The 19,072-nt window shown below is 68.8% G+C and carries 16 protein-coding genes; 7 read left to right on the top strand and 9 right to left on the bottom strand.

Going from position 1 to position 19,072, the window contains the following annotated elements:
* Positions 1 to 90 precede the first annotated feature (90 nt).
* A complete protein-coding gene (locus tag ADBZ6K_RS02705) occupies positions 91 to 1,944 on the top strand; it encodes a fatty acyl-AMP ligase (RefSeq protein ID WP_526344259.1) in 1,854 nt (617 codons plus the stop codon).
* Between the two features lie 7 nt (positions 1,945 to 1,951).
* Here the strand turns inward: ADBZ6K_RS02705 and panB are convergent, their stop codons facing one another.
* A complete protein-coding gene (gene panB, locus ADBZ6K_RS02700) occupies positions 1,952 to 2,791 on the bottom strand; it encodes a 3-methyl-2-oxobutanoate hydroxymethyltransferase (RefSeq protein ID WP_526344258.1) in 840 nt (279 codons plus the stop codon).
* Positions 2,792 to 2,958: 167 nt separating this feature from the next.
* Between panB and ADBZ6K_RS02695 the strand changes: the two genes are divergently transcribed.
* The 5 genes from ADBZ6K_RS02695 (at position 2,959) to ADBZ6K_RS02675 (ending at position 12,052) form a co-directional block, all read left to right on the top strand.
* Complete coding sequence (locus tag ADBZ6K_RS02695) at positions 2,959 to 4,347, top strand: WS/DGAT/MGAT family O-acyltransferase (RefSeq protein ID WP_526344257.1); 1,389 nt, start codon at positions 2,959 to 2,961, stop codon at positions 4,345 to 4,347.
* 56 nt (positions 4,348 to 4,403) lie between these two features.
* Positions 4,404 to 5,927 carry an alpha/beta fold hydrolase gene (locus ADBZ6K_RS02690; protein WP_526344256.1) on the top strand — a complete coding sequence of 508 codons (1,524 nt, stop codon included), beginning with the start codon at positions 4,404 to 4,406 and terminating at the stop codon, positions 5,925 to 5,927.
* Between the two features lie 117 nt (positions 5,928 to 6,044).
* Entirely contained in the window at positions 6,045 to 7,607 is a 1,563-nt protein-coding gene (locus ADBZ6K_RS02685; RefSeq protein WP_526344255.1) for an alpha/beta fold hydrolase, read from the top strand.
* Positions 7,608 to 7,687: 80 nt separating this feature from the next.
* A complete protein-coding gene (locus tag ADBZ6K_RS02680) occupies positions 7,688 to 9,028 on the top strand; it encodes a glutamine synthetase family protein (RefSeq protein ID WP_526344254.1) in 1,341 nt (446 codons plus the stop codon).
* Positions 9,029 to 9,082: 54 nt separating this feature from the next.
* Positions 9,083 to 12,052: a bifunctional [glutamine synthetase] adenylyltransferase/[glutamine synthetase]-adenylyl-L-tyrosine phosphorylase gene (locus tag ADBZ6K_RS02675; RefSeq protein WP_526344253.1), complete on the top strand. Its 2,970-nt coding sequence runs from the start codon at positions 9,083 to 9,085 to the stop codon at positions 12,050 to 12,052.
* Positions 12,053 to 12,085: 33 nt separating this feature from the next.
* On the opposite strand, the gene ADBZ6K_RS02670 is transcribed toward ADBZ6K_RS02675, so the two are convergent.
* The 4 genes from ADBZ6K_RS02670 to glnA all read right to left on the bottom strand — a co-directional run bounded on the left by ADBZ6K_RS02670 (position 12,086) and on the right by glnA (position 15,004).
* Positions 12,086 to 12,487: a DoxX family protein gene (locus ADBZ6K_RS02670; protein WP_526344252.1), complete on the bottom strand. Its 402-nt coding sequence runs from the start codon at positions 12,485 to 12,487 to the stop codon at positions 12,086 to 12,088.
* A complete protein-coding gene (locus ADBZ6K_RS02665; RefSeq protein WP_526344251.1) occupies positions 12,484 to 12,933 on the bottom strand; it encodes a DoxX family protein in 450 nt (149 codons plus the stop codon). The genes ADBZ6K_RS02670 and ADBZ6K_RS02665 overlap by 4 nt, the downstream gene beginning before the upstream one ends.
* Positions 12,934 to 13,028: 95 nt before the next feature.
* Positions 13,029 to 13,460, bottom strand: coding sequence for a D-aminoacyl-tRNA deacylase (dtd, locus tag ADBZ6K_RS02660; RefSeq protein ID WP_526344250.1), 432 nt, complete (start codon positions 13,458 to 13,460; stop codon positions 13,029 to 13,031).
* Between the two features lie 107 nt (positions 13,461 to 13,567).
* A complete protein-coding gene (gene glnA / locus ADBZ6K_RS02655) occupies positions 13,568 to 15,004 on the bottom strand; it encodes a type I glutamate--ammonia ligase (RefSeq protein WP_526344249.1) in 1,437 nt (478 codons plus the stop codon).
* 158 nt (positions 15,005 to 15,162) lie between these two features.
* Here glnA and ADBZ6K_RS02650 point away from each other — a divergent pair, with 158 nt between their 5' ends.
* On the top strand, positions 15,163 to 15,654 hold the full coding sequence (locus ADBZ6K_RS02650) for an RDD family protein (protein WP_526344248.1): 492 nt from the start codon (positions 15,163 to 15,165) through the stop codon (positions 15,652 to 15,654).
* Here ADBZ6K_RS02650 and ADBZ6K_RS02645 read toward each other — a convergent pair.
* From ADBZ6K_RS02645 to ADBZ6K_RS02630, 4 genes are read right to left on the bottom strand one after another with little or no spacing between them, the layout of a single operon-like run.
* Positions 15,651 to 16,403 (bottom strand): DUF4191 family protein, encoded by a 753-nt coding sequence (locus tag ADBZ6K_RS02645; RefSeq protein WP_526344247.1) that lies wholly within the window; start codon positions 16,401 to 16,403, stop codon positions 15,651 to 15,653. The two genes, ADBZ6K_RS02650 and ADBZ6K_RS02645, sit on opposite strands and share 4 nt — an antisense overlap.
* A gap of 22 nt (positions 16,404 to 16,425) precedes the next feature.
* Entirely contained in the window at positions 16,426 to 17,364 is a 939-nt protein-coding gene (gene lipA, locus ADBZ6K_RS02640) for a lipoyl synthase (protein ID WP_526344246.1), read from the bottom strand.
* Complete coding sequence (gene lipB / locus ADBZ6K_RS02635; RefSeq protein ID WP_526344245.1) at positions 17,361 to 18,074, bottom strand: lipoyl(octanoyl) transferase LipB; 714 nt, start codon at positions 18,072 to 18,074, stop codon at positions 17,361 to 17,363. Before lipB ends, lipA begins: the two co-directional genes overlap by 4 nt.
* A 57-nt stretch (positions 18,075 to 18,131) precedes the next feature.
* Complete coding sequence (locus ADBZ6K_RS02630; RefSeq protein WP_526344244.1) at positions 18,132 to 19,070, bottom strand: TIGR01777 family oxidoreductase; 939 nt, start codon at positions 19,068 to 19,070, stop codon at positions 18,132 to 18,134.
* Between the last annotated feature and the right edge of the window lie 2 nt (positions 19,071 to 19,072).

Genomic DNA, 19,072 nt, shown 5'->3' with positions numbered 1-19,072 from the left:
CCCGGCGTTCTCGGACTGATGCCGAATCGAGATCGTCAAACGGCCCGGCGAATTGTCAGGACTCTAAGAATTGCTCTTAGAGTTGGTTCTATGGATGTTGTTTCCGGACTCTTTCAGGAAAAGCTCGACGATCACCTCGACGCCGACGGACACATCGCCCTGCCCGCGGGCGTCACGCTGACGTCGTACCTGGAGCGCAACGTCGCCGCCCTCGGCGAGGCGACCGCCTACCGCTACCTGGACTACGCCAACGACGGGACGCCCGTCGAGCTGTCCTGGGCGCGGCTCGGCGCGCGGCTGCGCGCCGTCGGCGCCCGCCTTCAACAGGTCTGCCAAGCGGGGGACAGGGTGGCGATCCTCGCCCCACAGGGCATCGACTACGTCGTCGGCTTCTTCGCCGCCATCCACGCGGGTGCCATCGCAGTGCCGCTGTTCGCGCCCGAACTGCCCGGTCACACCGAGCGGCTCGAGGCGGTGCTCTCCGACGCCGACCCGTCGGTGGTACTGACGACATCGGCGGCCGCCGAGTCGGTGGGCGCCTTCCTGCGCACCATGCCGCGCTCGCGCAGACCCAGGATGATCGCCATCGACGCCGTGCCCGACCCGGTGGGGCGGACGTTCGTGCCGCACCCGGCGGACACCGACGACGTCGCCTACCTGCAATACACGTCGGGCTCCACCAGAACGCCTGCCGGGGTGGAGATCACCCACCGCTCGGTGTGCACCAACGTGCTGCAGATGATCATGTCGGTCGGACTGGATGCCAATGTCCGCAGCGTCAGCTGGCTTCCGCTCTATCACGACATGGGTCTGCTGATGATCATGTATCCGGCCCTATTCGGCGCGCAGCTCACACTGATGTCCCCGCTGGCGTTCGTCCGCAGGCCGCACCGCTGGATCAGGGCGCTGGCCGACGAATCTCGCCACGGCCGGACGTTCGCGGCCGCACCCAATTTCGCGTTCGAACTGGCCGCCCAGCGGGGTTTGCCGAAACCCGGCGAGCCGCTCGACCTCGGCAACGTCGCCGGCCTCATCAACGGGTCAGAACCCGTCAACCTCGCCTCGATCGAGAAGTTCACCACCGCGTTCGCGCCCTACGGGCTGCCCGCCACCGCCGTGCGGCCGTCCTACGGGATGGCCGAGGCCACGCTGTTCGTGTCCACCATCACCCCGGGCGCCCAACCGGCCGCGGTCTACGTCGACCGCGAACGGCTCGGCGCGGGCGAGGCGGTGACGGTGGCGCCCACCGCACCCGGCGCCGTCGCGCAGGTGTCCTGCGGGCGGGTGGCCTGCAGCCAATGGGCGGTGATCGTCGACCCCGACGCCGAGGCCGAACTGCCCGACGGCAGGGTCGGTGAGATCTGGCTGCACGGCGACAACATCGGCCGCGGCTACTGGGGCAGGCGGAGGGAAACCGATGTGACCTTCCACAACAAGTTGCAGTCCAGGCTGGACCGCGGCAGCCATGCCGAGGGCGCGCCCTTCGGCGGATTCTGGCTGCGCACCGGGGACCTGGGCGTCTACCTCGACGGCGAGCTGTACATCACCGGCCGGATCAAGGACCTCGTCATCGTCGACGGCCGCAACCACTACCCCCAGGACATCGAGGCCACCGTGGCCGAAGCCGCCTCCGCGGTGCGCCCGGGGTTCGTCGCGGCGTTCTCGGTGCCGACGGACCCCGACGGCACAGACGGCGCGCCAGCGCGCACGCGAGGAGCGATTCGGATAGGGGAGCGACTCGTCATCGTCGCCGAACGCGCACCCGGTGCCGGCCGCGCCGACGGCCAGCCGGTGCGCGAGGCCATCCACGCGGCCGTCTCGCGCCACCACGCGCTGTCCGCAAGCGACGTCAAACTCGTTGCGGCGGGAGCCATTCCACGCACCACGAGCGGCAAGCTGGCCCGGCGGGCCTGCCGCGCGGAGTACCTGGCCGGAAAGTACTGAACCCGGCTCAGAAGCTGTGGGAGTCGTCGGGGAACACCCCGGCGGCTACCTCATCGGCGTATTGCGTTGCCGCGCGTCGCAATTCGGCACCCACATCGCCGAAGCGCTTGACGAACCTGGCGATCTTGCCGTCGGTCATGCCGGCCATGTCCTGCCACACCAGCACCTGGGCGTCGCAGTTGGGCCCGGCGCCGATGCCGATCGTCGGGATGGTCAGCTTGCCGGTGATCTGGGTGGCCAGCTCGGCGGGCACCATCTCCATCACCACCGAGAAGGCGCCGGCCTCGGCCACCGCGATGGCGTCGGCGATGGTCTGATCGGCGGCGTCGCCGCGACCCTGAACGCGGAACCCGCCCAGGCTGTTGACGCTCTGCGGGGTGAAGCCGATGTGGGCCATCACGGGTATGCCCGCCGCGCTCACGGCGGCGATCTGCGCGGCCACCCGCTCACCTCCCTCGAGCTTGACGGCATGAGCGCCGGTCTCCTTGAGAAAGCGCGTCGCGGTGGCCAATGCCTGCGCCGGGCCCGACTCGTAACTGCCGAACGGCAGGTCGGCGACCACCAGCGCATGCGGGGCACCCCGCACCACGCCGCGTACCAGCGGAATCAGCTCATCGATGGTGATCGGCACGGTGGTGTCGTAGCCGTACACCACGTTGGCGGCGGAATCCCCAACCAGCAGGACGGGGATCTGCGCGTCGTCGAACACGCGCGCGGTGGAGTAGTCGTAGGCGGTGAGCATGGCCCACTTGTGCCCCTCGGCCTTCCACTTCTGAAGGTGGGTGGTGCGGATCTTTGTGCGCGGCCTTGCCGCGTCGGCAGCGCCGTAGACAGTCTGCTCAGACATCATTGTCCCCTGATGCGATGGTCTGGTCGATCCTCGAGGCCCTACCGGGTCCCCGGGTCGTCTGACAATCTCATAGTCTGCCATCCTCACCGATCGACGTGTACGCCGCGGTCAGTGGATTTGCTCACATTGATGTCTTGGATGTCGGGGCGTCCTACGATCGGCGCATGCAACGGCTCAGCGGACTCGACGCATCGTTCCTCTACCTCGAGACCGCGGCCCAGCCGCTACACGTCTGCTCGATCCTCGAACTGGACACCTCGAGCATGCCCGGCGGGTACACCTTCGACCGGATCCGCGACGAGCTGACGCTGCGGATCAAGGCGATGCCCGAGTTCCGCGAGAAGCTGGCCAACACCAGATTCAACCTCGATCATCCGGTGTGGGTGGAGGACAACGACTTTGACGTCGACCGCCACCTGCACCGGATCGGCTTGCCCGCACCAGGGGGCCGGCGGGAGCTCGCCGAGATCTGCGGGCACATCGCCTCGCTGCCCCTGGACCGCAGCCGCCCGCTGTGGGAGATGTGGATCATCGAGAACGTTGCGGGCACCGATGCCCACCAGGGCGGCCGGCTTGCGGTGATGACCAAGGTCCACCACGCCGCCGTCGACGGCGTCACCGGAGCCAACCTGATGTCGCAACTGTGCAGCACCGAACCCGACGCGCCGGCGCCCGCTCCCGTCGACGGCGTCGGCGGCGGAAACGCGCTGCAGATCGCGATCGGCGGTGCCGCCAGGTTCATGACCTGGCCACTGAGAATGGCCAGCGTCATGCCGGTGACGGTATCCTCGGTGATCGACACGGCCAGGCGCGCCCGGGCCGGGCTGACAATGGCGCGGCCGTTCGCCGCACCCCATACCCCCTTCAACAAAAACGTCACCGGACACCGCAACCTGGCCTTCGTCCAGCTCGACCTCGACGACATCAAGAAGGTCAAGGACCACTTCGGTGTCAAGGTCAACGACGTCGTCATGGCCCTGGTGTCGGGGGTGCTGCGCAAGTTCCTGCTCGATCGCGACGAACTGCCCGACAACTCGCTGGTGGCGATGATCCCGGTGTCGGTGCACGAGACGTCCGACCGGCCCGGCCGCAATCAGGTGTCGGCGCTGTTCTCCCGGCTGGAAACCGACATCGCCGACCCGGTCGAGCGGCTGAAGTCCATCTCGGAAGCGAATTCGGTTGCCAAGCAACATAGTTCGGCGATCGGTGCGACGCTGCTGCAGGATTGGACGCAGTTCGCCGCGCCCGCGGTGTTCGGGATCGCGATGCGCGTCTACGCGGCCAGCAGGCTCGGCGGCGCCAAACCGGTGCACAACCTGGTCGTGTCCAACGTGCCCGGTCCCCAGGTGCCGCTGTACTTCCTCGGCTCGAAGGTGAACGCGATGTACCCGCTCGGGCCGATCTTCCACGGCTCTGGCCTGAACATCACGGTGATGTCGCTGACCGGCAAGCTCGACGTCGGCATCGTGTCGTGCCCCGAACTGCTGCCCGATCTGTGGGATCTGGCCGACGACTTCACCGTCGCCCTGCAGGAGTTGCTCGCCGCCGCCTGACGGCCCGCCGCACGCATTGCCAGCGTCGACGCGGGCCCATGGCAGCATGTGGTGCCATGAACCTCAGGTGCGGCGCCGTCAAGTTCGCGGCACTGGTTGCCGCCGCGGCGCTGCTCATCGCGGGGTGCGGCCGGATGGTCGAGGGACGGGCCGTCATCGCCGTACCGAGGCCGGGCACGCCGCTGCAGTGGACGTCGTGCCAAGCCGCCCCGTCCGACGAGACGCGTATCCCGCCCGGCGCCGAATGCGCCATGCTGTCGGTGCCGGTGGATTACGAGAAGTCCGACGGTGAGGTCGCCCGCATCGCGCTGATCCGGTTCAAGGCCAGCGGCGAGCGGATCGGCTCACTGGTGATCAACCCGGGCGGTCCGGGGGAGTCCGGGGTCCAGGGCGCGGCGTCGCTGCTGGCGTCCATACCGCAGTCGGTGCGCGAACGCTTCGACGTGGTGGGCTTCGACCCGCGCGGGGTTTCGTCGTCGGTGCCGCCGCTGTGGTGCAACTCCGACGCCGACAACGACCGCCTGCGGGCCGAACCCGAGGTCGAGTTCACCCCGGAAGGTGTCGCCCACATCGAGGGGGAGATCAAGGAATTCGTCCAGCGCTGCCTGGACAAGATGGGTCCGGAGTTCCTCGCCAACATCGGAACGGCCAGCGTGGTCAGGGATCTCGACGCGCTGCGGGCCGCGCTCGGCGACGACAAGCTGACCTACCTCGGGTACTCGTACGGCACCCGCATCGGCGCGATGTACGCCGAGCAGTTCCCCCAGAACGTGCGCGCGATGGTCCTCGACGGCGCGATCGACCCCAACATGGACCCCATGGAGGCCGACGTCCGTCAGGCCGCCGCCTTCCAGCAGGCCTTCGACGACTACGCCGCCGACTGCGCCCGTGGTCCGGACTGCCCGCTGGGCACCGACCCCGCCAAGGCCGTCGACGAGTTCCGCAGCCTGGTCGAACCATTGGTGAAGAATCCCGGCAAGACCAACGACCCGCGGGGCCTGAGCTACAGCGACGCGATCATCGGGACGATCCTCACGCTGTACTCACCGAGCCTGTGGCCGCACCTCACCCAGGGGCTCACCGAACTCAAGCAGGGCCGCGGCGACACCATGCTGCTGTTGGCCGACATGTATATGGGCCGTGACGCCAACGGCCGTTACAACAACTCCACCGACGTGCGCATCGCGGTCAATTGCGTCGACAAGCCCGCGGTCAGCGACCGGGCGCAGGCCGTCGAGAAGGATCGCCGGCTGCGTGAGGCCGCGCCGTTCATGAGCTACGGCGAGTTCACCGGGCACGCGCCGCTGGACACCTGCGCGTTCTGGCCGGTGCCTCCCACCAGCACCCCGCACGAGATCTCGGTCGAGGGGCTGCCCCCGATCCTGGTCGTGTCGACCACGAACGATCCCGCGACGCCGTATCAGGCAGGAGTCGACCTCGCGCGCCAGCTGGGCGGAACGCTGGTCACGTTCGACGGCACCCAGCACACGGTGGTGTTCCAGGGCAACGCCTGTGTCGACGATATCGCCGCGAAATACGTGATCGACGTGACCGTTCCACCGTCGGGGACCCATTGCTGACCCGCGGACACAGGGCGGCCGCCGGTTCGCGCCGGGTCACCGGCGCATCACCGTTCGGTTGCTGACCCGTCACCGTCGCCGCCGGGCTGCGCACCGCCGTGCGGCGGGCATGCGACCATGGCTGCCATGTGGCGGGTGGGGAGGCTGACCGGTTGGGGTGCGCGAACGGTCACCGTCACCGCGCTCGCGATCGGCGTCGTCGTGGTGCCCGTCGCGCCCTCGGCGTCGGCGACCCCCGAGGGCGAGCCGACCCAGGTTCACCCATCGCCGCCGGTGTGGACGGGGTGTGAGAACTGGATCGGCGACACCGCGGGCATCCCGACCGCGCAGTGCGCTGCCGTGCCGGTGCCCGTCGACTGGAACGACCCGAATCCCCAAGGGCCGCAAGCCCAATTGGCGGTGATCAAGATTCCGGCGTCCGGTGAGCGCATCGGGGCGCTGATGGTCAATCCCGGCGGCCCGGGCGCCTCGGCGGTGGACACCGTCGCAGGCATGGGCGCGGCGCTGGCCGATACGGACCTGCTGCGCCGGTTCGACCTGGTGGGCTTCGACCCGCGCGGGATCGGGCACTCCACCCCGGAACTGCGCTGCCGCACCGACGCGGAGTTCGACGCGTTCCGGCGGGTGCCTGCCGTCGACTACAGCCCCGCCGGCGTCGCGCGGATCGAGGATCTGCACCGGCAGTTCGCGCAGCTGTGCATGAACCGGATGGGTGCGCAGTTCCTCGCCAACGCGGGCACCGTGGCCACCGCACATGACATGGATGCGGTGCGCGCCGCGCTGGGCGACGAGCAGATCAACTACCTCGGGTTCTCCTACGGCACCCTGCTCGGCGCCACCTACGCGCAGTTCTACGGAGATCGGATCCGCGCCATGGTGCTCGACGGTCCCGTCGACCCGGCCCAGGAGCCCATCGCCAAACTGGTCCGCCAGAACGGCGGATTCCAAAAGGCTTTCGACGAATTCGCGGCCCAGTGTGCGCAGTCGGCGGGCTGCCCGCTGGGCACCGATCCCGCCGGGTTCGTCAACCGTTACCACCAGCTGGTGGACCCGCTGGTGACGCGTCCCGCCTACACCGCCGATCCGCGCGGCCTGAGCTACCCCGACGCCATCACCGGCACCGGCAGCGCGCTGTACGGCCCGCGCTACTGGCCCTACCTGACGAGCGGGCTGCTCGGCCTGCAACGCGGCACCGACGCCGGTGACCTGCTGGCGCTGGCCGACCGGTACCTGCACCGCGACGCGCAGGGGCACTACACCAACCAGGAGGATGCGGCCACCGTGGTGCGGTGTGTGGATTCGGTGTTCCCGACCGATCCCGCGGCGTGGGTCGAGGCGGATCGCCAGCTGCGCGAGGTCGCGCCTGCCTTCTCCTATGGACAGTTCACCGGTTACGCGCCGCGCGACACCTGCGCCCTGTGGCCGGTGCCGCCGACGCCGGTTCCGCACCCGATCTTGTCACCGGGGCCGGGCAAGGTCGTGGTGGTGGCGACGACCGACGACCCGGCCACGCCGTACCAGTCGGGTGTGGACCTGGCCGGGCAGCTGCAGGCGCCGCTGATCACCTTCCACGGCAGCCAGCACACCGTGGTGTTCAACGGCGACGCGTGCGTCGACACGACCGTGCTGGCGTATCTCATCGACCTGCGCGTCCCGTCCGCCGGTGTGCTCTGCGAATAACCCCGGCTCCTGGCTAATCAGGAATCAAACGGGACCAGGGACGTAACATGGAATTAACAGCCGGAACCTACGCTGCGGTCATGGATCGCCAGAAGGAGTTCGTGCTGCGCACTCTGGAGGAACGGGATATCCGCTTCGTCCGATTGTGGTTCACCGACGTGCTCGGATTCCTCAAGTCGGTCGCCATCGCGCCCGCCGAGCTGGAAGGGGCGTTCGAGGAGGGCATCGGCTTCGATGGTTCCTCCATCGAAGGCTTCGCGCGGGTGTCGGAATCCGACACCGTGGCGCGCCCCGATCCGTCGACGTTCCAGGTGCTGCCGTGGACCACCAGTGGGGGCCAGCATCATTCGGCGCGGATGTTCTGCGACATCACGATGCCCGACGGCTCCCCGTCGTGGGCCGACTCGCGCCACGTGCTGCGCCGCCAGCTGGCCAAGGCCAGTGACCTGGGCTTCTCCTGCTACGTGCATCCCGAGATCGAGTTCTTCCTGCTGCATCCCGGCCCGGACGACGGCACCCCGCCGATTCCCGCCGACAACGGCGGCTACTTCGACCAGGCCGTCCACGACGCGGCGCCGAACTTCCGGCGGCACGCCATCGATGCCCTGGAGCAGATGGGCATCTCGGTGGAGTTCAGCCACCATGAAGGCGGCCCGGGCCAGCAGGAGATCGACCTGCGCTACGCCGACGCCCTTTCCATGGCCGACAACGTGATGACGTTCCGCTACGTGGTCAAGGAGGTCGCGCTGGGCGACGGGGTGCGCGCGTCGTTCATGCCCAAACCGTTCGCCGAGCATCCCGGCTCGGCAATGCACACCCATTTGAGCCTGTTCGAGGGCGAGACCAACGCCTTCCACAGCGCCGAGGATCCACTTCAGCTCTCCGATGTCGGAAAGTCGTTCATCGCGGGCATTCTCGAACATGCCAACGAGATCACCGCCGTCACCAACCAGTGGGTGAACAGCTACAAGCGTCTGGTTCACGGCGGTGAGGCGCCGACGGCGGCGTCGTGGGGTGCGGCGAACCGTTCGGCGCTGGTGAGGGTGCCGATGTACACCCCGCGCAAGGCGTCGTCACGGCGCATCGAGGTGCGCAGCCCCGACTCGGCATGCAACCCCTACCTGGCGTTCGCGGTCCTGCTTGCGGCGGGTCTGCGCGGTGTGGAGAAGGGGTACGTGCTCGGGCCGCAGGCCGAGGATGACGTCTGGAGCCTGACGGCCGACGAACGCACCGCGATGGGCTACCGCGCCCTGCCCCCCAGTCTCGGCGCCGCCCTGGAGGCGATGGAGGCGTCCGAGTTGGTCGCGGAAGCGTTGGGGGAGCACGTGTTCGACTTCTTCCTGCGCAACAAGCGCACCGAGTGGGAGAACTACCGCAGCCACGTCACGCCGTTCGAGCTCAAGAACTACCTGTCGCTCTGACACGGCGTCGGGCGGTCGGGGTGAACCGTCGCGTCGGTCCGGTGCGCTACCGTCGTGGTCGTGGCGAAACCGGCGACCGAACGGCCCAAGCTGCCCAGTGTGGGCCGGCTCGGGCTGGTCGATGCGTCTGCCCCCGCCGATCTGGAACGCCTGGGCTGGAATTCCGAGGCGCACGTCGAGCTGCTCTGGTCGCTGTCGCGGGCGCCCGACGCCGACGTCGCGCTGCGCACCATGGTGCGATTGGCCGACGCGCTCGCGGGCGGCTGGGACGAACTGAACCTGGCCCTGCTCAAGGACCGGGCGCTGCGGGGCAGGCTGTTCAGCGTCGTCGGCTCGTCGCTGGCACTCGGCGATCACCTGGTGGCCCATCCGGATTCCTGGCACCTGCTGGCGGGTGAGGCCGACCTACCCACAGCCGAGCACCTTCGGGAGGTGTTCACGCAGGTCTCCGAGAAGGCCGCCGATGCGAAGTCGGCGCTGCCGAGTCTGCGCAAGCTGCACCGGGATCGGCTCATGGTGCTCGCCGCGCTCGACCTCGCCCCGACGGTGGAAAACGAACCGGTGGTGCAGTTCCCGACCGTGGGCGCCCACCTGTCCGATCTGGCCGACGCCGCACTGGGCGCGGCGCTCACCGTCGCGACGAAGACCGTCTGCGGTGACGGTCCTGCACCCCGGCTCGCCGTGATCGCTATGGGCAAATGCGGTGCGCGGGAACTGAACTACGTCAGCGACGTCGACGTCATCTTCGTCGCGGAGAACGCCGACGCGATCGCCACCCGGGTGGCGGGCGAGATGATGCGGTTCGCCGCGGACGCATTCTTCGAGGTCGACGCGGCTCTGCGGCCCGAGGGCAGACACGGTGCGCTGGTGCGCACCCTGGAATCCCACGTCACCTACTACGAGCGGTGGGCCAAGACCTGGGAGTTCCAGGCGCTGATGAAGGCGCGGTGGGCGGTCGGGGACAAAGAGCTCGGCGAGCAATACATCGCCGCCGTGATGCCGATGGTGTGGACGGCGTGCGAACGCGAGGACTTCGTGCCCGAGGTGCAGGCGATGCGCAGGCGCGTGGAGGAACTGGTACCCGCCGCCGTGCGCGCCCGTGAACTCAAACTGGGCACCGGCGGCTTGCGCGACGTCGAGTTCGCCGTGCAGCTGCTACAGCTCGTGCACGGCCGAAACGACGAGTCGCTGCACGTGGCGTCCACCGTGGACGCGCTCGCCGCACTCGGGACGGGCGGCTACGTCGGCCGCGATGACGCCGCGAACATGACGGCGTCCTATGAGTTCCTGCGGCTGCTCGAACACCGGCTGCAGCTGCAACGCCTCAAACGCACCCACATGCTGCCCGAACCCGACGACGACGAGGCGATGCGGTGGCTGGCGCGAGCGGCGCACGTGCGCCCCGACGGGCGACACGGTGCGCTGGGTGTGCTGCGTGAGGAGCTCAAACGGCAAAGCCTGCGGGTGTCGCGGCTGCACGCGAAGCTGTTCTATCAGCCGCTGCTCGAATCGGTGGGACAGCCCGCGCTGGGCTTCGGCGCGGGGATGAGCGCCAAGGCGGCCGCACGTCAGCTTGCCGCGCTGGGCTACGAGGGCCCGCAGAGCGCGCTCGCGCATCTGGCGGCGCTGACCGGCCACGGCGGCCGGCGCGGGCGGGTGCAGCAGGTGCTCCTTCCGACCCTGCTGGACTGGTTGTCCGATACGCCCGACCCCGACGCCGGTCTGCTCGCCTACCGGCGCATCAGCGAAGCGCTTACCGAGCAGCGTTGGTTCCTGTCGACGCTGCGCGACGAAGGTGCGGTCGCCAAGCGGCTGATGCGCGTGCTCGGCACCTCCGCCTACGTTCCCGAACTGCTGATGCGTGCGCCCGAGGTGATCCAGCAGTACGCGGACGGGCCTGCCGGACCAAAACTGCTCGAGGTCGAGCACGACGGGGTGGCCCGCGCGTTGGTGGCCTCGGCTGGACGCCACCACGATCCGGCCAGGGCCATCGCGGCGGCACGGACGTTGCGGCGCCGCGAACTGGCGCGCATCGCGTCGGCCGATCTCCTAGGCATGCTCCAGGTGACCGACGTGTGCCGGGCGCTCACCTCGGTGTGGGTGGCCGTGCTGCAGGCAGCGCTGGACGCGGTGATCCGCGCCAACACCCCAGACGGCGGGGTCCCGGCGCGGATCGCGGTGATCGGGATGGGCCGCCTCGGCGGGGGCGAACTCGGCTACGGGTCCGACGCCGACGTGATGTTCGTCTGTGAGCCCGTCGACGGCGCGCAGGAGACGGCCGCCGTGCGCTGGTCCGTCACCGTCGCCGAGCAGGTGCGTGCCCGGCTGGGCACGCCGAGCGCCGATCCGCCGCTTGAGGTCGACGCGGGTTTGCGGCCGGAGGGACGCAGCGGCCCGCTGGTCCGCACCTTGGCGTCCTACGAGGCGTACTACGCGCAGTGGGCGCAGCCGTGGGAGATCCAGGCGTTGCTGCGGGCCCACCGCGTCGCGGGCGACCTCGACCTCGGCCACCGCTTCCTGCTGATGATCGACAAGACCCGTTACCCGTCCGGTGGTGTCTCGCCGGAGGCGGTGCAGGAGATCAGGCGCATCAAGGCGCGGGTGGATGCGGAACGGCTACCGCGCGGAGCCGATCCGAACACCCACACCAAGCTGGGCCGTGGCGGGCTGGCCGACATCGAATGGACGGTGCAGCTGCTGCAGCTGCGGTACGCGCACAAGGTTCCGGCGTTGCACAACACGTCGACGCTGGAGTCGCTGAACGCGATCGGCGCGGCCGAGTTGATCGCCGAAAGCGACGTCGACCTGCTGCGGCAGGCCTGGCTGACCGCGACGCGGGCACGCAACGCGCTGGTGCTGGTGCGCGGCAAACCCACCGACCAGCTGCCCGGTCCCGGCCGCCAGCTCAACGCGGTGGCGCTGGCCGCCGGGTGGGGCAGCGACGACGGCGGTGAGTTCCTCGACAACTACCTGAGGGTGACCCGCCGTGCGAAGGCCGTGGTGCGCAAGGTGTTCGGCGCCTGACCGAACACCCTGCGCAGTCCGTCAGGTCGTCATTCAGGTCCTCGTTCGGCGGCGCTTTGCGTCGAGTGCGAACGCGCCCGCGCCGGTGAACGCGAGCAGGAGGAACGCGAAGCAGAACAGCACCGCGGATTCACCGTTGTTCTCCAGCGGATGCAGCCCCTGCGGCTGGTGTTTCCAGAAGTACGCGACCGCCATAGCGCCCGAGGCGACGAACGCGGAGATGCGGGTGAGCAGCCCGAACGTGATGAGCAGCCCGGTGACGACCTCGATCAGCCCGGCCCACCAGGCGGGCCAGGCCCCGACGGGGACCGCCCCGCCCATGTCGACCGGCCAGGCGAAGAGCTTCACCGTTCCGTGGACGGTGAACAGCAGACCGAACACGATCCGGAACACGGCCAGCGCGGCCGACGAGCGTCTATCGGTCAGGGCCGTCATGTCGCCACCGGTGCGGCGGGGCCGGGGGTGCCTGCCGAGCGGCGGCGGCGAAGTGTGTCGACTGCGACGGCGCCACCACCGGCGACGGCGAGCAGCAGGAAGCCGAAGCAGAACAGCACCGCCGGCTCGCCGCCGTTCGCCAGCGGATGCAGGCTCTTCGGGGAGTGCTGCCAGAAGTAGGCCACCGCCATCTCGCCCGAGGCGATGAACGCCGCGATTCGGGTGAACAGCCCGAGAATGATCAGCACGCCGAGCACCACCTCGATCACGCCCGCCCACCAAAAGGGCCAGGTGCCGACCGGGACCCGTCCGTTGCCGGTATCGACGGGCCACGCGAACAGTTTCGCGGCGCCGTGAACGGCGAACAGCAAGCCGAACACGACGCGGAACACACTCAGGACCAGCGGCGTTACGCCGCCGAGCACGGATTCGAATTTCGTCGTCATGACCCGACCATACTATTCGGACCGCAGTCCGGATAGCCTTGGTTCGGCGGTGCGGCGAACGCCACATCCCCTCGCCGAGCGGATGCGGCCCCCGATCACAACTCCAGCAGTACGGTGACCGGGCCGTCGTTGGTCAGCGTGACGGCCATATCCGCACCGAATTCACCCCCGGCCACCTCGGCGCCCAGCGCGCGCAGCGCGTCCTCGAACGCGGCGATCAGCGGCTCGGCGACGGGTCGGGGGGCGGCCGCGTTCCACGACGGCCGCCGGCCCTTCTCGGTGTTGGCGTACAGCGTGAACTGGCTGACCACCAGGATGGGCGCGCCCACGTCGGAGGCCGACCGCTCGTCGTCGAGAATCCGCAGCTGCCAAAGCTTCTCGGCCATCCTGCGCGCGGTGCCCGGGTCGTCGGTGTGCGTGACGCCGACGAGGGCCAGCAGGCCCTGGGGCGCCGGGCTGATCGAACCGACGACCCTGCCGTCCACCGACACACTCGCCGACGTCACCCGCTGCACCAGCACCCGCATGCGTCCATTCTCGGCTCATGCAAAAGGCCGGGCGGCACGAACGCCGCCCGGCCTCTTGGAGCCTCGAGCCGGTCGTGCCGGCCTATACGTCGTGCCGGCGAGCCGGCCTAGACGTCGTAGTAGAGCGAGAACTCGTACGGGTGAGGACGGATCTGGATCGGCAGGATCTCGTTCTCCCGCTTGTAGGCGACGTAGGTCTCGATGAGGTCCTCGGTGAACACGCCGCCCTCGGTGAGGTACTCGTGGTCCTCTTCGAGCTTGTCGATCACCGCGGCCAGCGAGGTCGGCGCCTGCGGAATGTTGGCGGCCTCGTCGGGCGGCAGCTCGTAGAGGTCCTTGTCGACCGGCGCCAACGGCTCGATCTTCTTCTTGATGCCGTCGATGCCGGCCATCAGCATGGCCGCGAACGCCAGGTACGGGTTGCCCGAGCTGTCGGGGCAGCGGAACTCCAGGCGCTTGGCCTTCGGGTTGTTGCCCGTGATCGGGATACGCACGCACGCACTCCGATTGCGCTGGCTGTACACCAGGTTGATCGGGGCTTCGTAGCCCGGCACCAGGCGTTTGTAGGAGTTCACCGTCGGGTTGGTGAACGCCAGCAGGCTCGGCGCGTGGTGCAGGATGCCGCCGATGTAGTGGCGAGCCAGATCCGACAGTCCGGCGTAACCCGACTCGTCGTGGAAGAGCGGCTTACCGTCTTTCCACAGCGACTGGTGGGCGTGCATACCCGAACCGTTGTCACCGAACAGTGGCTTGGGCATGAAGGTGACGGTCTTGCCGTTCTGCCACGCGGTGTTCTTGATGATGTACTTGAACAGCAGCACGTCGTCGGCCGCGTGCAGCAGCGTGTTGAACTTGTAGTTGATCTCGGCCTGGCCGGCGGTGCCGACCTCGTGGTGGCCACGCTCGAGGGTGAAACCGGCGTTCTGCAGGTTGGTGGCCATCTCGTCACGCAGGTCGACGTAGTGGTCGTAGGGCGCGACGGGGAAGTAGCCGCCCTTCGGGCGCACCTTGTAGCCCAGGTTGGGGCTACCGTCGAATTCGGTGGGCTCACCGGAGTTCCACCAGCCCGACTCGGAATCGACCTCGTAGAAGGTGCCGTTCATCTTGGAGTCGAAGGCCACCGAGTCGAAGATGTAGAACTCGGCTTCGGCACCGAAGAAGCAGGTGTCGGCGATCCCGGTGCTGGTCAGGTAGTTCTCCGCCTTGCGGGCGACGTTGCGCGGATCGCGCGAGTAGGCCTCGCGGGTGAACGGGTCGTGCACGAAGAAGCTCAGGTTCAGCGTCTTCGCCGCGCGGAAAGGATCGATGCGGGCGGTCTCGGGGTCGGGCAACAGCATCATGTCCGACTCGTGGATCGACTGGAAGCCGCGGACGGACGACCCGTCGAACGCCAGCCCGTCTTCGAACACGCTCTCGTCGAACGCGGAGGCGGGGATCGAGAAGTGCTGAACGACACCGGGCAGATCGCAGAACCGGATGTCGACGTACTCGACTTCCTTGTCCTTGATCAGCTTCATGATGTCATCAGCGGTCTTTTCTGCCACTGAGCTTTCTCCTTTACTGGTTAACCCGGGGGTTACGCTAGGGGGCGGATATTGCGCCGTCGTCAACCATATATTGCGCCGGAGTTACGCAGATCACTTCCAATTGTCCTGACAGCGGCGCCGGCAGCAGCGGTAGTGCACCTGCCTATCCTGACAATATGGCCCGCACAATTGGGTCCTGGCTGTCAGGGTCCGGTGCGTTCGAACCGGACGGCGAGACGGGCACCCGGGACCACGCATCCACCGCCTTTCCCGGCCAGCGCCTCGGCCTGGCGGAGTCGGGTCCGCGGTCCGTCGCCCGGACGGGACGGCGCGTCGCGGCACTGTTCGTCGACTGGCTGATCGCCTACGGATTGGCGGCGCTGGCGATGGTGCTGGGAGTGGTGTCGACGGCGATGTTGTCCACCGCTGTTCTGGTCATTTGGCTCGTCATCGGCGCGGTGTCGCTGCCGCTGTTCGGATTCAGCCCCGGCCAGCTGGCGCTGGGCCTGGTGGTGGTCCCCACCGACGGCCGCGAGCGCGTCGGTTTCGGCCGTGCCGTGGTCCGGGGACTGCTCATCGCGCTGATCATCCCGCCGCTGATCTCCGACACCGACCTGCGCGGCCTGCACGACCGGCTGACGAACACCGTGCTGATCAGGCGGGGCTAGCGCCTCCGCACGGTGCGCTGGACGCCGCGCATCTTCGCCTGCGCCGGCAGCGGTCCCTTGGGCATCCCGGCGGGGCCAGTCTTGGTACCGAGCGCGGCCAGCCGGGACTCCAGTGAATCCATCTGCTGAGCCGAGATGTTGGCCGGCAACTTGTTCAGGTGTCGCTCGAGCTTGGACAGCGGCACCTCGCCCTCGCCGTTGCCCACGACGACGTCGTAGATCGGGACGTCGCCGACCAACCGCGCCGTCCGCTTCTTCTCCTGGGCGAGAAGGGGTTTCACCCGCGCCGCCGACCCCTCGCCGACGAAGATCACCCCGGGCCTGCCGATCACCCGGTGCACCGCGTCGAAGTGGCCGGTCGCGGCGACGCCGTGCGTCACCCGCCACTTACCCCGCAGGTTGTCCAGCGCCCACGCGGCCGCACCGGTCTGGCCGTCGGCCTTGCTGTAGACCGCCTTCTGCGCCCGCCTGCCGAAGATGACGAACGCCACCAGCGCGCCGAGCAGCACGCCGAGCGGGATCAGCGTGTACAGGGTGATGCCGCCGATGGCGATCGCTGCCGCGACCGAGATGGCGACGATCAGCACGAACGCGCCGATCATGTACGGCAGCAGCCGCTTGTCTTCCTTGCGCTGGATCTGGAAGGCCTGCCAAAGCTGCTGACGACGCTGCTTGCTTGCCGCCTTGCGGGCGGCTTTGGCCTCGGCTTTTGCGGCCTTGGCCGCAGCGGGATTGCGGGACTTCGCCATTGATCCAGAATACGGGTGCGCGCTAGGGGGTACGAAGCCGCGCCGCCTGTGCGTAGAGCCGACCCGCGCGGTACGACGAGCGCACCAGCGGGCCCGACAGCACACCGGCGAAGCCGAGTCCCTCGGCGAACTCCGCGAACTCGACGAACTCCTCGGGCTTGACCCACCGCTCCACCGGATGGTGACGCACCGACGGGCGCAGGTACTGCGTGATCGTGACGATGTCGCATCCCGCGGCGTGCAGGTCGACCAGCGCCGTGCGCACCTCGTCGGGGGTTTCACCCATGCCGAGGATCAGGTTCGACTTGGTCACCAGGCCGTAGTCGCGGGCCGCGGTCAGCACGGCGAGGCTTCGGTCGTAGCGGAACGCGGGCCGGATCCGCTTGAAGATCCGCGGCACCGTCTCGACGTTGTGGGCCAGTACCTCCGGCCGCGACTCGAAGACCCGCTCGAGCAGGGCGGGCTGTCCGTTGAAATCCGGGATCAGCAGCTCCACACCCGTATCCGGGTTGAGCTTCTTGATGTAGCGCACGGTCTCGGCGTACAGCCATGCGCCGCCGTCGGGCAGATCGTCGCGGGCGACCCCGGTCACGGTCGAGTACCGCAGGCCCATCGTCTGCACGCTCTCGGCGACGCGCCGCGGCTCGTCACGGTCGAGGTCGGCGGGCTTGCCGGTGTCGATCTGGCAGAAGTCGCACCGGCGGGTGCACTGTTCGCCGCCGATCAAGAAGGTCGCCTCGCGGTCTTCCCAGCACTCGTAGATGTTGGGGCAGCCCGCCTCCTCGCACACCGTATGCAGGCCCTCGCGGCGAACCAGGTCCTTCAGCTCGGTGTACTCCGGGCCCATCCGCGCCCTGGTCTTGATCCACGGCGGCTTACGCTCGATCGGCGTCTGGGCGTTGCGCACTTCCAAGCGCAGCAACTTGCGGCCATCTGGTACCACGTTGGCTGGGAGGCTCACCGTGCGGATCCTACTCGCGCCGCGGTCGCGCCACCGACCGGCAGACGGCCGTCGAGGGCGTCGGCGATCGCGTCGGCGACGTCGTCGAGCGCGTCACCGACCCGGAGGTGGCCGCCGAGTTCGGCGGTCAGCGACGTCACCCCCGCATCGCTGATGCCGCACGGCACGATCGCCGAGAACGCACCGAGGTCGCAGTCGCAGTTCAGCGCGAACCCGTGCAGCGTCGTCGCCCGGGCAACGCGGATACCGATCGCGGCGACCTTGCGGGCCGGCCTCGGCCCGGTACCTCGGTCGTCGGGGGGCACCCACACCCCCGAGCGGCCCTGCACCCGCCCTGTCGGCAGACCCAGCCCCGCGCACACCGCGATCAAGGCCTCCTCGAGCCGCCGGACGTAATTCACCACATCGAGGGGTTCGGCAAGGCCGATGATCGGATAGCCGACCAGCTGACCGGGTCCGTGCCAGGTGATCTTGCCGCCCCGGTCGGTGTCGATCACGGGTGTGCCGTCGACCGGCCGCTCATGGGGTTCGGTGCGGCGACCTGCGGTGTAGACCGGCGGATGTTCGAGCAGCAGCAGCGTGTCGGGTCCGCCGGCGACCCGTGCGTCGACGAGCGCGCGCTGCAGTTCCAGCGCGCTCACATAGTCGACGGTGCCCAGCCACCGTACGTCGATGGGTGTCGTCGCCGATCGGATGGAAGTTGGCGCCACTCTCCAAAGATACTTGGGGCGCACACTGCGGGAAATCGGCCGCCGCGGCGCGCCCGGCTAGCCCACTTTGGGTGCCGTCGCGTACGCGAGGGCCTCGCCCACGGTGTGGTGGTGGAAGTGAAAGCCTGCGCGCTCCAGCGCCGCCGGGATGGCGCGTTGCCCGCCGAGCACCCCCTCGTCGGCGAATTCGCCCAGCACCGTGCGCAATACGAAGCCGGGGGCGATCAACGGCGTCGGCCGGTTCATCGTGCGGCCCAGCGCGGTGGTGAACTCGGCGTTGGTAACGGGCGCCGGGCCGGTCAGATTGACCGGCCCGACGAGGTTGTCGTGAAAGATCGCGAACAACAGCGCGCGCACCTCGTCTTCCAGGCTGATCCACGGCATGTACTGGCGGCCGTTGCCGAGCCGCGCCCCGAGCGCCACCGAGAACAGCGGCCGCAGCCGGTTCAGGATCCCGCCCGACGAGGCGAACACCAAACCGGTGCGGGCCAGCACGACACGGATGCCCGCGCGTTGCGCAGGCACCGTCGCCGCCTCCCAGTCCCGGCACAGATGGGCCAGAAAACCCTCGCCCGGCGGCGCCGATTCGTCGGTGATGCGATCCCTGGTGTCGCCGTAATAGCCCACCGCACTGGCGTTGACCAGCACCGGCACGTCGGCTTCGACGACCGCGCTGGCGAGCACCTCGGTGGGTTCGATCCTGCTGTCGCGCAGGCTTTGCTTGAACGCACCCGACCAGCGCTTGCGCCCGACCTGCACGCCGCACAGATTCACCACGGCGTCCACCCCGCGCAGCGCGCCCGCGTCGAACTCGCCGGCGTCGGGGTTCCAGAACAGCTCGTCGGCGTTCGCCGGCGCGCGGCGAACGATACGCACCACCCGATGGTCCGCGGCTCGCAGCGCGGACACCAGAGCCGAACCGATGAGGCCCGAGGACCCCGCTATGGCAATGACGGCGGTGTCCGGCGTCGACGATCCGGCGGCTCCGCCGCCCATCC

Origin of the sequence: Mycobacterium sp., assembly GCF_044223235.1 — a bacterium.
GTDB lineage: Bacteria > Actinomycetota > Actinomycetes > Mycobacteriales > Mycobacteriaceae > Mycobacterium.
The sequence above is the reverse complement of the archived record's forward strand: the minus strand, read 5'-3'. Positions and strand labels throughout refer to the sequence as shown.

Bases quoted from the DNA above. Each gene is read 5' to 3' on its own strand.
- ADBZ6K_RS02645 (WP_526344247.1), bottom strand. From the start codon at position 16,403: ATGGCGAAGTCCCGCAATCCCGCTGCGGCCAAGGCCGCAAAAGCCGAG.
- ADBZ6K_RS02630 (WP_526344244.1), bottom strand. From the start codon at position 19,070: ATGGGCGGCGGAGCCGCCGGATCGTCGACGCCGGACACCGCCGTCATT.
- ADBZ6K_RS02695 (WP_526344257.1), top strand. From the start codon at position 2,959: ATGCAACGGCTCAGCGGACTCGACGCATCGTTCCTCTACCTCGAGACC.
- ADBZ6K_RS02670 (WP_526344252.1), bottom strand. From the start codon at position 12,487: ATGACGGCCCTGACCGATAGACGCTCGTCGGCCGCGCTGGCCGTGTTC.
- ADBZ6K_RS02690 (WP_526344256.1), top strand. From the start codon at position 4,404: ATGAACCTCAGGTGCGGCGCCGTCAAGTTCGCGGCACTGGTTGCCGCC.
- dtd (WP_526344250.1), bottom strand. From the start codon at position 13,460: ATGCGGGTGCTGGTGCAGCGGGTGACGTCGGCGAGTGTGTCGGTGGAC.
- panB (WP_526344258.1), bottom strand. From the start codon at position 2,791: ATGTCTGAGCAGACTGTCTACGGCGCTGCCGACGCGGCAAGGCCGCGC.
- ADBZ6K_RS02665 (WP_526344251.1), bottom strand. From the start codon at position 12,933: ATGACGACGAAATTCGAATCCGTGCTCGGCGGCGTAACGCCGCTGGTC.
- ADBZ6K_RS02685 (WP_526344255.1), top strand. From the start codon at position 6,045: ATGGCTGCCATGTGGCGGGTGGGGAGGCTGACCGGTTGGGGTGCGCGA.
- ADBZ6K_RS02650 (WP_526344248.1), top strand. From the start codon at position 15,163: ATGGCCCGCACAATTGGGTCCTGGCTGTCAGGGTCCGGTGCGTTCGAA.
- ADBZ6K_RS02705 (WP_526344259.1), top strand. From the start codon at position 91: ATGGATGTTGTTTCCGGACTCTTTCAGGAAAAGCTCGACGATCACCTC.
- ADBZ6K_RS02680 (WP_526344254.1), top strand. From the start codon at position 7,688: ATGGATCGCCAGAAGGAGTTCGTGCTGCGCACTCTGGAGGAACGGGAT.